Raw genomic sequence first — 12,606 nt, forward strand, 5'->3', positions numbered from 1 at the left:
CAGCAGACCACCTTAAGCACGCCCATTGGGCGTACCCCACTAGGCTCGTGACGTGCGTATCGCGAGGTTCTCGATGGGCGACCAGGTCGCCTTCGGCGTGGTGGAAGAGGGCGAGCAGGTCATCGCCAGGATCGGCGGGCACCCCTTCCACGGGGTGGAGTTCACCGGTGAGCGGTTCCCGCTGGCCGAGGTCCGCCTGGTCGCCCCCATGTTGCCCAGCAAGATCATCGCAATCGGCAAGAACTACGCCGACCACGCCAGGGAGATGGGCGGCGAGCCCCCGGCCGAGCCGGTCGTGTTCCTCAAGCCCAACACGACCGTGATCGGGCCGTCGGAGGCGATCGCGTACCCGGGGAAGCTGTCGGAGCGGGTCGACTTCGAGGGCGAGCTCGCCGTGGTGATCGGCCGGCTCTGCCGCGACGTGCCGGCCGAGCGGGCCGGTGAGGTGATCTTCGGGTACACCTGCGCGAACGACGTGACCGCACGCGACCTGCAGGCCAGGGACGGCCAATGGGCCCGGGCCAAGGGCTTCGACACGTTCTGCCCGCTCGGCCCCTGGATCGAGACCGAGCTCGACCCGGCCGACCTGGCGATCACGACCACGCTCAACGGCGAGGTCAGGCAGAGCGCCCGCACCTCCCTCCTGCTGCACGACATCCCCGCGCTCGTCGCGTACGTGAGCGCGGTCATGACCCTGCTGCCCGGCGACGTCATCCTGACCGGCACCCCCGCCGGGGTGGGCCCGATGTCCGTCGGCGACGAGGTCGGGGTCTCCATCGAAGGAATCGGAACTCTCACTAACCGGGTGATCTCACGTGACTAGGGTGCGCTTCGCCCCTTCGCCCACCGGCATGTTCCACGTCGGTGGCGCTCGTTCGGCGCTTTTCAACTGGGCGATCGCCGAGCGGTCCGGCGGCACGTTCGTGCTGCGCATCGAGGACACGGACGCCGCGCGCAACCGGCCGGAGTGGACCGAGGGCATCATCTCGGCCCTCGCCTGGATCGGCATCAACGGCGACTCGCCCCGGTTCGAGGGGCCCTACTTCCAGTCGGCGTACGAGCAGCAGCACCGCGAGGCGGCCGCGAAGCTGCTCAAGGACGGCAAGGCCTACCACTGCACCTGCACGCGGGACGACGTGAAGGCCAGGACCGGCTCCGAGCACCAGGGCTACGACGGGCACTGCCGCGACCTCGGCCTGACCGAGGGCGCCGTGCGGTTCCGCACGCCCGACGAGGGCGTGACGGTCGTGGACGACAAGGTCCGCGGGCGGGTGGAGTTCCCGAACGCCGCGATGGAGGACTTCGTCATCGTCCGGGGGGACGGCTCGCCGCTGTTCATCCTCGCCAACGTGGTCGACGACATGGAGATGCGGATCGACCACGTGGTCCGTGCCGAGGAGCACCTGTCGAACACGCCCAAGCAGCAGTTGCTGTGGCGGGCGCTCGGCGCCGAGCCGCCGGTCTGGGCGCACGTGCCCGTGATCGTCAACGAGAAGCGGCAGAAGCTGTCCAAGCGGCGTGACAAGGTCGCCCTGGAGTCCTACCGCGACGAGGGCTACCTCGCCGAGGCGATGGTCAACTACCTGATGCTGCTCGGCTGGGGGCCGGGCGACGACCGCGAGATCATGCCGTGGTCGGAGATGATGCCGCTGTTCCGGCTGGAGGACGTGAACCAGGCCCCGGCGTTCTTCGACGAGAAGAAGCTGCGGGCCTTCAACGGCGAGTACATCCGGGCGCTGCCCCGCGAGGTGTTCGCCGCCCGCTGCGAGCCGTGGCTCGACCCGTCCTGGGACAGCGACGTGTTCGCCCGCGTGGCCGACCTGGTGCAGACCCGGGTCGCGGTGCTGTCGGAGGTCACCGCCAACGTCGACTTCCTGTTCCTGGACGAGCCCGTCTTCGACCAGCCGTCCTGGGATAAGGCGATGAAGCCGGGGGCGGACGCGATCCTCGCCGGGTACGCCGAGCGCCTGGAGACGGTGAGCTGGGACCCCGACTCGCTGAAGACCGCGCTGGAGGAGGTGGGCCTCGCCCACGGCCTCAAGCTCGGCAAGGCGCAGGCGCCGGTCCGGGTGGCGATCACCGGCCGGACCGTGGGCCTGCCGCTCTTCGAGTCGATCGAGGTGCTCGGCCGGGAGCGTTCGCTCGACCGCCTCCGCGCCGCCCTCACCCGCCTCCAGGGCGCGTCCTGATCCCCTGATGGATCAGCGGAGGCCGCGGCGGTCGAGGAGAGGGGCGATCTCCGGGTCCCGGCCGCGGAAGGCCCGGAACGCCGCCATCGAGTCCACGCTGCCGCCCCGGGAGAGCAGGGCCGCACGGAAGGCGTCCCCGTTCTCCCGGCGCAGCCCGCCGTTCTCGCCGAACCACTCGACCGTGTCGGCGTCGAGCACCTCGCTCCAGATGTAGGAGTAGTAGCCGGCGCTGTAGCCGCCCGCCCAGATGTGGGCGAAGTACGTGCTGCGGTACCTCGGCGGGACGGCGGGCAGGTCCACCCCGGCGTCCCTGAGCGCCCGCCGCTCGAACTCCTCCACGTCTTCGTCGCCGTCGTACGCCGTGTGCCAGGCCCAGTCGAGCAGGGTCGCGGCGAGGTACTCCAGCGTGGCGAAGCCCTGGCCGAACTTCTGGGTCTCCAGCATCCGGTCGACGAGGTCGCGCGGCATCGGCTCACCCGTCTCGTGGTGCCGCGCGTACTCCGCCAGGATCTCCGGGTGCGTCGCCCACATCTCGTTGACCTGCGAGGGATACTCCACGAAGTCCCGCGGCACGGCCGTCCCGGAGAACCGGGGGAACCGCACGTCGGAGAACAGGCCGTGCAGCGCGTGCCCGAACTCGTGGAACATCGTGTTGACCTCGTCGAACGTCATGAGGGTCGGCTCGCCCCTGACGATGTTGAGGTTGTTGACCACCACCGGCCGGGTGCCCTCCAGGCCCGACTGCTTCACGAGGCTGTTCATCCACGCCCCGCCCCGCTTGGACGCCCTGGTGTGGAAGTCGCCCAGGAACAGGCCCAGCGGCGAGCCGTCCTCGTCCCGCACCTCGAAGACCCGCACCTCCGGGTGGTAGCCCCGCAGGTCCGGGCGCTCGTGGAAGGTGACGCCGTAGAGGCGCGTCGCCGCGTTGAAGACGCCCTTCTCCAGCACGGTGTTCAGCTCGAAGTACGGCCGCATCCGGCGGCTGTCGATGTCGTGGCGGGCCTTGCGCACCTTCTCCGCGTAGAACGCCCAGTCCCACGGCTCGATCGGGTGCCCGGCGATCTCCTCCAGGTCCGCCTGCTCCTTGCGGGCGTTGGCCACGGCGGGCGGCACGAGCCGGTCCAGCATCTCGGTCACGGCCCGTGTCGTGCCCGCGGTCTGGTCGGCCAGGACGTACTCCGCGTGGTTCTCGTAGCCGAGCAGCCGCGCCCGCTCCCGGCGCAGGGCGGCCATCTCCCTGATGAGGCCGGCGTTCCCGGCGCCGCGTCCGGCGGAGGCGCGGTAGATCCGCTCGCGCAGGGACCGGTCGGTCAGATCGGCCAGGGCGGGCTGACCGGTGGGCAGGACCAGCGAGATCAGATAGCTGCCGTGCAGGCCGCGCTCCCCGGCCTGGTCGGCGAGCGCCTGGACGGCGTCCGGCGAGAGCCCGTCGAGCTCGGCGACGTCCTCGACCACCACCGCGCGCTCGTTGGTGTCGGCGAGCAGGTTCTGCTGGAACGTGGTGCCAAGGGCCGAAAGCCGCTCGTTGATCTCCCTGAGCCGGTCCTGGTCCCGCTCGTCGAGCGTGGCGCCCGCGCGGGTGAAGTCGGTGAGGTAGCGCTTCAGCAGCCACCGCTGCTCCTCGTCGGCCGCCTCGACCGCCTGGACGCGCTCGAACAGCCTCCGGTCGAGGTGGATCGCGTCGGCGTGCTGGGCGAGCCTGGGCGTGACGGCCTGCTGGATCTCCTGCACGCCCGGAGTGGTGTCGGACGACGCCTGGTTGAAGAACACCGCCGAGACGCGGTCGAGCAGCCCGCCCGACCTCTCCATCGCCTCGATGGTGTTCTCGAACGTCGGAGGCTCCGGATTCGCGGCGATCGCCTCGACCTCCGCGAGGTGCTCGGCCATGCCCTGCTCGAACGCCGGCGCGTAGTGCTCCTCCCTGATCTCCTCGAACGGAGGCAGCCCGTACGGCAGGTCGCTGGGGCTGAGGAAGGGGTTCGCGGCCGAGGTCATGGCGGGCGGCTCCTCACGTGGCGCTGGCGTTTGTCCCAGCCTCGCACAGAAGCGCCGGAGCCTTCGCCCGGGAGGATCGGATCACGAGATCGTGGGGCGCGCCGCAATCGTTTTGGTAGTGGGTCGCAAGCTGGGCTATCCTTTCGGAGTCGCAAGCGGGAGCCGCGAGGCCCCCGCGAGCAGATGGGGTATGGGGTAATTGGCAGCCCGACGGATTCTGGCTCCGTTAGTCTAGGTTCGAGTCCTGGTACCCCAGCTGGATCCCCCCAAGGGATTCTGCTGGAAGCAGCGCAGTGCATGGTCCCGTCGTCTAGTGGCCTAGGACGCCGCCCTCTCAAGGCGGTAACGGCGGTTCGAATCCGCTCGGGACTACTTCACTGCACTCGGCTCCGTCGTCTAGTGGCCTAGGACGCCGCCCTCTCAAGGCGGTAGCGCCGGTTCGAATCCGGTCGGGGCTACATCTCCGAAACCCTCGGCACCTCCCCGTGCCGGGGGTTTCGTCGTTACGAGGACGCCGCACCCTGTTCATGGCCCGCAGTGCGGGCGCGAATCCGGTCGGGGCTACCTCACCGAAACCCTCGGCACCTCCCCGTGCCGGGGGTTTCGTCGTCACAGGGACTGTCGGCTGGCGTTTGACTTCAAGCGCTTGAGGGATGTTCTGCTGGGCGCATGACGAGCTTCACCATCCAGGACGTTTCCCGGCACAGCGGGCTGAGCGAGCCGACGCTGCGCTACTACGAAGAGGCCGGGCTGGTCGGGCCGATCGGCCGTGACGAGAGCAGCGGACATCGCCGCTACCAGGACGCGAGGTGCGTGCCACGGCGCGTTCGGCGGCCCGCGAGGCGGAGCTGCGCGCGGCGGTGCGTCGCGGCGGTGCCGACGACGCCGGCTTGGAGGTCGTCGCCGCGGAGCTGACGACCGACGACGGGTGGGCCGCCGCGCTGGCGGGTTGCGACGAGGTCCATCACGTCGCGTCGCCCATCCCCGTCGTCCAGCCGGAGGACCCCGACGAGCTGATCGTCCCCGCCCGTGACGGTGCGTTGCGGGTGCTGCGCGCCGCGCGGGACGCGGGTGTCCGGCGCGTCGTGCTCACCTCGTCCTTCGCCGCGGTCGGATACACCCCCAAGCCCGGCGCCGAGTTCAACGAGGACGACTGGACCGACCCCGACATGCCAGGGCTGGCACCCTACCCACGCTCGAAGACGATCGCCGAGCGGGCCGCGTGGGACTGGACGAAGCGCGAAGGCGGCGACACCGAACTCGTCGTGGTCAACCCGACCGCCATCCTCGGGCCCACCCTGACGACCGGCCTGCGCTCCTCGACCCAGCTGGTCAAGGCGATGCTCGACGGGAGCATGAGCGTCGCGCCCCGGCAGCGCTTCGGCGTCGTCGACGTGCGCGACGTGGCCGACCTGCACATCCGCGCCATGGCCGCGCCCGAGGCCGCGGGCAAGCGCTTCCTGGCCGTCGCCGACGGTCCGGTGCTGAGCTTTCTGGAGGTGGCCGAGATCCTGCGCCGGCGGCTCGGTCCGCTCGCCGCACGGGTTCCAACGCGGGAGGCGCCGGGGGACGAACCGCCACGGCCGGTCATCCACAACGATCGAGCCCGCGACGAGCTCGGATGGCGTCCGCGCCCCGCCGAGACGGCGATCGTGCGGACGGCCGAGAGCCTGCGCGAGCTGGGTCTGCTGGAGGCGGGGAGCTGACGGCGCGAGAGCCGCGGACGCACGGCCCGGGGTTCCGTGTCGTGCCCTAGAGATGGCGGGCGCCGGCGTCCAGGCTGGAGACGGTCAGCACGCCGTCGATGCCGGCGAGTGCGGCGGTGAGGCCGCCGATCGGGCCGGGGCCGTGGACCGTCATGGAGACGGTGACCGTACGGCCCTCGCGGCGCTCACCGGGCTGTTCTAGCGAAAGCTCGCTCACGGCGAAGTCGCGTGCGCCGCACTCGGTCAGGATCCGGGAGAACGCGCCGCGGCCGTCGATGTAGGACAGCGTCAGGGCGTACGGCGTGTGCCGGGAGCGGGGGAACCGGGCGGCCAGCGGGGTGAGCCCGAGCATCACGACGAAGTGCCCAACGGTCGCCAGGGTGGCCAGCAGCCACAGACCGGCGCCCGCGGCCATGCCGACACCGGCGGTGAGCCAGACGGCGGCGGCGGTGGTCAGGCCCTTCACCGCGTCGCGCCGTACGAAGATCAGCCCGCCGCCGATGAAACCGATGCCGGAGATGATCTGGGCGGCCACCCGGGACGGGTCGAGTGTGACGTGCTCACCGAGGAGGTCGGAGAAGCCGTGCTTGGACACGAGCATGAACAGCGCGGCACCGAACCCCACGAGTGTGTGCGTGCGCAGCCCGGCGCTCTTCTGCCGGATCTCCCGTTCCGCCCCGATGGCGGCCGACAGCACCAGCGCGATGGCGAGGTCCACCGCCTGCTCCAGTTCCGGGACCGCCTCCACGGCCAGTGATACGGGCGTCACGAGAACCAGCCTAAGACCGGCCCCGGTCACCGGCCGGTCATCCGAGCCCGTGAGGCCGGCCCGGCGCCGCGCCGGGGCCGGTACCGTCCGTTCCGCCGGCGAACGTCCGGAGGATCCCGGCCGTCGTGGTGTCCACCGGCAGGAACGCCTCCAGTTTCAGCTCGGAGAGCGTGACGTCGACGGCGGTGGCGAAGGTCGTCACGGTCGTCATGAGACGCAGTTCGCCGAGCGAGGTGCGCAGGTGGAGCGGCACCGCGAAGCCGAGCTGCCCGGCGGACGGCTCCGGCGCGGGCACGTACCGCGTCAGCTCGTCGCGCAGCTCCGGCAGGTGACCCAGGCGGGTCAGGATGTGCCGGGCCCATTCGGCGAGGTTCCCTATGCGCGGCGCCAGGCCGCGCGGATGCAGCGCGAGGCGGTACACGTTCGCCCCGGCGCCGAGCAGCTCGGGATCCGCGCCCTCGGTGATCAGGCCGAAGGCCTCGTTCGCGGCGATCAGGCCGCCGTCGCGGTCCACGACCAGCGCGGGGTACGGCAGGTGCCCGCGCAGGATGTGGCCGATCGCCGTGCGCACCGGGGCGAGCACCGGGTCGTCGAGCGGGCTTTCCGGATAGGCGGGGGCGTACCCGGCCGCCACGAGCAGTTCGTTGCGCTCGCGCAGCGGCAGTTCGAGCCCTTCGGCGAGCCGTACGACCATGTTCCGGCCGGGCACGGACCTGCCGGACTCGATGAAGCTGAGGTGCCGCTGGGTGGTGCCCGCCCGCAGCGCCAGCTCCAGCTGGCTGAGGCGACGGCGGGTCCGGCGGTCGCGGAGCGCGCGGGGGAAGTCCACGGTGACCCTTTTAGCGGCACCCGCGGCGTCCCGGCCATTCCCTGCGGGGAATTGCCGCCGGCCCGCGCGGATCGCGAGCATCGCCGGTATGGACATCGGTGTACTGCTTCCGACCGGAACCGCCCAGTGGGGCGCGGACGGCGACCCCAGAGAGCTGGTCGCCCTCGGCCGCCAGGCGGAACGCGCGGGGTTCTCCTCGCTCTTCGTCAACGACTCCCTGATCAGCCCGCGCGTCGAGGCGCTGACCATGCTGGCGGCGCTCGCCCCGGCGACCGGCCACGTGACCCTGGGGACGGCCGCGCTGCTGCCCTTCCTGCGGCGGCCGATCCAGGCCGCCCAGTCCCTCGCGTCGATCGACCTGCTCAGCGGGGGCCGGCTGACGGTCGCGGTCGGCGCGGGGTTCCCCGGCCGGTTCGGCCGGCCGTTCTACACCCTGTCGGAGGTGCCGTGGGAGCGCCGCTTCACGCGGCTCGACGAGACCGTGGCGCTCTGGCGCGCGCTGTGGAGGGGCGAGACCTCCTTCCGCGGCGAGATCCTCCGATTCGACGACATCCCGCCCGCCACCCGGCCGTTCCGCCCCGGCGGGCCGCCGATCTGGCTCGGTGGCGCCACACCGGCCGCGCTCGCCCGCGCGGGGCGGCACTACGACGGGTGGCTGCCCTATCCGCCCGACCCGGCCGACTACGCCGCCGGGCTCGCGGCCGTACGGGAAGCGGCGGGCACGGCGGGCCGGCGGCCTGAGGACGTCACCCCGGCCCTGTTCGTCTCCGTGTGGATCGACGACGACGGACCCGAGTCCGGTCGCCGGGCCCTCGACGCGTACGCACGGGCCGCGTACGGCATGCCGCTGGAGGAACTGGAGCGGATCCAGGCGGTCGTCACCGGCACGGCCGATCAGGTGCTCGCGGGCCTGCGCCGCTACGTGGCCGCCGGGGCGCGGCACCTGGTCGTCCGCCTGGGCGCGCTGAGCCTGCACGGCCAGCGCGACCAGCTCGACCGGGTCGCCGAGCTGATCGCACCCCTCCGACGGGCCCGGCCGGAGCCGGAGGCCGGGCTCGCCTACGACGGGGTGAGGCCGGTCATCGTCCCGAGCGCGCCTTGAACAGGGCCCGCTTGGCGGCCTTGCCCACCTGCTTGTCCGGGTGGGCCTCGTCGATGAGCTCCAGCAGCTCCTCCAGGTGCGGGTGCCGGACCTTCCAGATCACGTCGAGCAGCCCGATGAGCGTCGGCGCCGGGCCGATGTCGTGCAGGCTGGACACGAACTCCGGCCGGCCGAGCCCCGCGGAGATCGTCCACATGTCCAGGATCAGCCAGTGGGTGTCCGCCTGCGTGGGCTCGGGGGCGTCCTCGACGTCCATCTGGGTGAGGTGCGTCGCGGCGTACGGCCGCAGGGACGGCTCCTTCAGCGCCTCCTGCCAGGCCGGTATGGCGGCCTCGCCCAGCGAGCCCACCAGGCTGGCCGCCTGCACCCGGACGAGGGCGTCCGCCTCCTCCTCGGCGGCGGCGCCCAGCAGCTCGGCGGCGGCCCGCGCCGGGTCGCGCAGGGCGAGCCAGGCGGCGAACTCCTCGTCTGCCTCTTCCTCGGACATGTCCGCGCTGAACGACAGCAGGTCGAGGGCGGTCATCGCGTCGATCGCGGGCCGGGCGTCGACCTCGATGTCCTCGTCGTCCAGCAGGTGGACGAGGCCCTCGGCGCCGAGCGGCGTCAGGGTCACCGTGTCGTTCTCGACGGTCACCATGCCGTACCCGGTCAGCCAGGCGAGGACGGAGGCGAGCGGATCGCCCGCGGCGGCCCAGGCGTCGGCGCCCAGATCGTCGTACTCGGCCGCCGCCTCGGCCAGTTCCTCACGCAGCTCGGGCACCCGCCGGCCGCCCCCCGCCAGCAGCAGGCGGATGACCAACGCGCGGGTCAGGCCGGACAGGGCCAGCGTGAGGTCGTCGTCGTCCAGCTCGGGGTCGCCGTAGTCGACCGAGTGCAGGCCGAGCATCCAGACGTCGAGGACGTCGTCGTCGTCCTCGTAGGGCCAGCCCTCGGTGTCGGAGTCGACGCTGACCGTGTCGTCGCCGTCCGGGGCGAGGAACTCCAGGTCGATGGCGAGGTTCCACAGGTTCCAGATGTTGCGCGCGTCGGACAGGCCGAGCGTGCGCACGGCCTCGTCCACCTCGGCCTCGCCGAGCAGGGTCTCCTCGCCCACCTTGCGCCCGGTGCCGACCCACAGCGCCAGGTCGCGGGCCTGGGCGATGAGCGTGACCCCGCGCGCCGCCTCGGCCAGCTCGACGTCGGGGCGCAGCCGGATCGTGGGCAGCGCCGCGATCTCGTCGGCGAACGGCTCGAAGTCGCCGAGGCCCTCGTCGGACCCCTCCTCGTCGAGCTCGTCCTCCTCCTCGTCCCAGTCGCGTTCGGCGATGACGTCCTCCATCGCCTCCACGAAGTCGTCCTCGACCTCGTCCAGCTCGGCCAGCAGGGTCTCCAGGGAGGCCGAGCCGGGCGTGAGCCGTCCGGTGCCGGACAGGAAGGTCAGGTACGCCCGGACGGCCGGGATCATCCCGTCCGCCGCGGCGTCGGGGTCCTCCACGACCTGGGGCATGCGTTCGAGGAGGATCGTGCGCAGATCGCCGCGCTTCCAGAGCCCGACGTCGGTACGGGCGATCAGGCGATGCCACAGTGCCACCGGACCCACGAGATCGGGGTCGCTGCCCGGCGCGTTGCCCGGCGTCCAGAGGATGAATTCTTGGAGCAGGGGGCGCAGTTCAGCGGCGGCTGCCTCGATGCGATCTGTCACCCCGCCAGCCTAGGGCTATCGGGACGCCGCTCTCCAATCAGTTCGGCCCCTCAGTTGCACCCGGTTCGCGCGTTCAGTTCGCCCGGCGCATGGCCTCGGTGATCCGCTCGGCCGCGGTGACGACCGGCGCGGCGTGCATACGGCCGGGCGTACGGGTCAGCCGCTCGATGGGCCCGGACACGGAGACCGCGGCGATCACCTTGCCGCCCGCGCCGCGGATGGGCGCCGACACGCTCGCCACGCCCTGCTCGCGCTCGCCGACGCTGTGCGCCCAGCCCCTCCTGCGTACGCTCGCGAGCGTGGCGGCGGTGAACTTGGCGCCGCGCAGGCCGCGGTGCAGCCGGTCGGGCTCCTCCCAGGCGAGCAGGATCTGCGCGGCGGACCCGGCGGTCATGGGCAGCGCGGAGCCGACGGGCACGGTGTCGCGCAGGCCGCTCGCGCGCTCGGCGGCGGCCACGCAGACCCGCTCGTCGCCCTGGCGGCGGTAGAGTTGGGCGCTCTCGCCGGTGAGGTCGCGGAGCTGGATGAGCACCGGCCCGGCGACGGCCAGCAGGCGGTCCTCGCCCGCGGCGGTGGACAGCTCCGAGAGCCGGGGGCCGAGGATGAAGCGGCCCTGCGTGTCGCGGGAGACGATGCGGTGGTGCTCCAGGGCGACCGCCAGCCGGTGGGCCGTGGGCCTGGCCAGACCGGTCGCCTGGACGAGCTGTGCCAGGGAAGCGGGGCCCGCCTCCAGGGCGTTTAGCACGAGAACCGCCTTGTCGAGTACTCCGACCCCGCTAGAGTTGTCCATACCCCGATACTGCCGTCTCGCCATACGAGATGCAAACGCAATGGTGGGGATAACTAGATAGACTGTCCATATCCCGATATATCCGTCTCATCATGAGAGACATTGCCGGGGGCCTGAGCGCGAGGAGGCGTCAACCATGGGTCGAACACTGGCTGAGAAGGTCTGGGAGCAGCACGTCGTACGCCGGGCCGAGGGCGAGCCCGACCTGCTCTACATCGACCTGCACCTCATCCACGAGGTGACCAGCCCGCAGGCGTTCGACGGTCTGCGCATGGCCGGCCGCCCCGTGCGCCGTCCCGAGCTCACGATCGCCACCGAGGACCACAACGTGCCGACCGTGCTCGGGCCGATCGCCGACCCGGTGTCGCGTGCGCAGGTCGAGACGCTGCGCAAGAACGCCGCCGAGTTCGGTGTCCGCCTGCACCCGATGGGCGACGCCGGCCAGGGCGTGGTGCACATCATCGGCCCGCAGTTCGGGCTGACCCAGCCCGGCATGACCATCGTCTGCGGCGACTCGCACACCTCGACCCACGGCGCGTTCGGGGCCATCGCGTTCGGCATCGGCACCTCCGAGGTCGAGCACGTGCTGGCCACCCAGACGCTGCCCGCCTACCGGCCCAAGACGATGGCCATCGAGGTCAAGGGCGAGCTTCCGGTCGGCGTGACCGCCAAGGACCTGATCCTCGCGATCATCGCGAAGATCGGCACCGGCGGCGGGCAGGGTCACATCGTCGAGTACCGCGGCGAGGCCGTGCGCAGGCTCTCCATGGAGGGCCGCATGACCGTCTGCAACATGTCGATCGAGGCCGGCGCGCGGGCGGGCCTGATCGCCCCCGACGAGACCACGTTCGAGTACCTGCGCGGCCGTGCGCACGCGCCTTCCGGCGAGGCCTGGGACCGGGCGGTCGAGTACTGGAAGACGCTGCGCACCGACGACGACGCCGTGTTCGACAAGGTCGTGGAGATCGACGCCGCGACCCTCACGCCGTTCGTCACCTGGGGCACCAACCCGGGGCAGGGCGCGCCGCTCGGCGCCGCCGTGCCGTCGCCCGAGCAGTTCGCCGACCCGGTCGAGCGGGCCGCCGCCGAGCGGGCGCTGGAGTACATGGGCCTCACCGCCGGCACGCCGCTGCGCGACGTCCAGGTCGACACGGTCTTCGTGGGATCGTGCACCAACGGCCGCATCGAGGACCTGCGCGCCGCCGCCGAGATCCTGCGCGGCCGCTCGGTCGTCACCCGTACGCTGATCGTCCCGGGCTCCATGGGGGTCAAGAAGGCCGCGGAGGAGGAGGGCCTGCACGAGGTCTTCACGGCGGCCGGCGCCGAGTGGCGCGAGGCCGGCTGCTCGATGTGCCTCGGCATGAACCCCGACACGCTGAAGCCGGGCGAGCGCAGCGCCTCGACCTCCAACCGCAACTTCGAAGGCCGCCAGGGCAAGGGCGGGCGCACCCACCTCGTGTCGCCGCAGGTCGCGGCCGCGACCGCGGTGACCGGCCGGCTGACCGCCCCCGCCGACCTCTAGTCCGCCCACGTCCCAGGAGAAGA

Annotated in this window: 11 protein-coding genes and 3 tRNA genes; 9 read left to right on the forward strand and 5 right to left on the reverse strand. The window is 71.9% G+C overall.

Annotated features, from left to right (window positions below):
* The first annotated feature begins 52 nt into the window (after positions 1-52).
* Together HHX33_RS16500 and gltX are read left to right on the forward strand one after the other, a co-directional pair.
* A complete protein-coding gene (locus tag HHX33_RS16500) occupies positions 53-823 on the forward strand; it encodes a fumarylacetoacetate hydrolase family protein (RefSeq protein ID WP_182875380.1) in 771 nt (256 codons plus the stop codon).
* Positions 816-2,189: a glutamate--tRNA ligase gene (gltX, locus tag HHX33_RS16505; RefSeq protein ID WP_111698119.1), complete on the forward strand. Its 1,374-nt coding sequence runs from the start codon at positions 816-818 to the stop codon at positions 2,187-2,189. The genes HHX33_RS16500 and gltX overlap by 8 nt, the downstream gene beginning before the upstream one ends.
* 12 nt (positions 2,190-2,201) lie before the next feature.
* On the opposite strand, the gene HHX33_RS16510 is transcribed toward gltX, so the two are convergent.
* Positions 2,202-4,184: a M3 family metallopeptidase gene (locus HHX33_RS16510; protein ID WP_182875381.1), complete on the reverse strand. Its 1,983-nt coding sequence runs from the start codon at positions 4,182-4,184 to the stop codon at positions 2,202-2,204.
* A 184-nt stretch (positions 4,185-4,368) separates the two neighbouring features.
* On the opposite strand from HHX33_RS16510, the gene HHX33_RS16515 reads away from it, so the two are divergent.
* From HHX33_RS16515 to HHX33_RS16535, 5 genes are all read left to right on the forward strand, one after another.
* Positions 4,369-4,440: transfer RNA gene (locus tag HHX33_RS16515), tRNA-Gln, on the forward strand.
* 43 nt (positions 4,441-4,483) lie between these two features.
* Positions 4,484-4,556: transfer RNA gene (locus HHX33_RS16520), tRNA-Glu, on the forward strand.
* A gap of 13 nt (positions 4,557-4,569) precedes the next feature.
* Positions 4,570-4,642: transfer RNA gene (locus tag HHX33_RS16525), tRNA-Glu, on the forward strand.
* A gap of 211 nt (positions 4,643-4,853) precedes the next feature.
* Entirely contained in the window at positions 4,854-5,099 is a 246-nt protein-coding gene (locus HHX33_RS37715) for a MerR family DNA-binding transcriptional regulator (RefSeq protein WP_182875382.1), read from the forward strand.
* Positions 4,994-5,890, forward strand: a complete 897-nt coding sequence (locus tag HHX33_RS16535) for an NAD-dependent epimerase/dehydratase family protein (RefSeq protein ID WP_182875383.1) — start codon at positions 4,994-4,996, stop codon at positions 5,888-5,890. The genes HHX33_RS37715 and HHX33_RS16535 overlap by 106 nt, the downstream gene beginning before the upstream one ends.
* Positions 5,891-5,936: 46 nt before the next feature.
* Here the strand turns inward: HHX33_RS16535 and HHX33_RS16540 are convergent, their stop codons facing one another.
* Together HHX33_RS16540 and HHX33_RS16545 are read right to left on the reverse strand one after the other, a co-directional pair.
* Entirely contained in the window at positions 5,937-6,659 is a 723-nt protein-coding gene (locus tag HHX33_RS16540; RefSeq protein ID WP_310741407.1) for an MgtC/SapB family protein, read from the reverse strand.
* A 37-nt stretch (positions 6,660-6,696) separates the two neighbouring features.
* The gene (locus tag HHX33_RS16545; RefSeq protein ID WP_182875384.1) at positions 6,697-7,488 is read right to left on the reverse strand and encodes a helix-turn-helix domain-containing protein; all 792 of its coding nucleotides are present in this window, start codon (positions 7,486-7,488) and stop codon (positions 6,697-6,699) included.
* A gap of 88 nt (positions 7,489-7,576) precedes the next feature.
* On the opposite strand from HHX33_RS16545, the gene HHX33_RS16550 reads away from it, so the two are divergent.
* Complete coding sequence (locus HHX33_RS16550; RefSeq protein ID WP_182875385.1) at positions 7,577-8,590, forward strand: LLM class flavin-dependent oxidoreductase; 1,014 nt, start codon at positions 7,577-7,579, stop codon at positions 8,588-8,590.
* Here the strand turns inward: HHX33_RS16550 and HHX33_RS16555 are convergent.
* Both HHX33_RS16555 and HHX33_RS16560 read right to left on the reverse strand, forming a co-directional pair.
* Positions 8,568-10,271 (reverse strand): hypothetical protein, encoded by a 1,704-nt coding sequence (locus HHX33_RS16555; RefSeq protein WP_182875386.1) that lies wholly within the window; start codon positions 10,269-10,271, stop codon positions 8,568-8,570. The genes HHX33_RS16550 and HHX33_RS16555 overlap by 23 nt on opposite strands.
* Before the next feature lie 73 nt (positions 10,272-10,344).
* Positions 10,345-11,061, reverse strand: a complete 717-nt coding sequence (locus HHX33_RS16560) for an IclR family transcriptional regulator (RefSeq protein WP_111698126.1) — start codon at positions 11,059-11,061, stop codon at positions 10,345-10,347.
* 136 nt (positions 11,062-11,197) lie between these two features.
* Between HHX33_RS16560 and leuC the strand changes: the two genes are divergently transcribed.
* On the forward strand, positions 11,198-12,583 hold the full coding sequence (gene leuC, locus HHX33_RS16565; protein WP_111698127.1) for a 3-isopropylmalate dehydratase large subunit: 1,386 nt from the start codon (positions 11,198-11,200) through the stop codon (positions 12,581-12,583).
* Positions 12,584-12,606 lie beyond the last annotated feature (23 nt).

Source organism: Microbispora sp. H10670, from assembly GCF_014161385.1.
Taxonomy (GTDB): Bacteria; Actinomycetota; Actinomycetes; order Streptosporangiales; family Streptosporangiaceae; genus Microbispora; species Microbispora triticiradicis.

Bases quoted from the DNA above. Each gene is read 5' to 3' on its own strand.
- HHX33_RS16510 (WP_182875381.1), bottom strand. From the start codon at position 4,184: ATGACCTCGGCCGCGAACCCCTTCCTCAGCCCCAGCGACCTGCCGTAC.
- HHX33_RS37715 (WP_182875382.1), top strand. From the start codon at position 4,854: ATGACGAGCTTCACCATCCAGGACGTTTCCCGGCACAGCGGGCTGAGC.
- HHX33_RS16550 (WP_182875385.1), top strand. From the start codon at position 7,577: ATGGACATCGGTGTACTGCTTCCGACCGGAACCGCCCAGTGGGGCGCG.
- HHX33_RS16560 (WP_111698126.1), bottom strand. From the start codon at position 11,061: ATGGACAACTCTAGCGGGGTCGGAGTACTCGACAAGGCGGTTCTCGTG.
- leuC (WP_111698127.1), top strand. From the start codon at position 11,198: ATGGGTCGAACACTGGCTGAGAAGGTCTGGGAGCAGCACGTCGTACGC.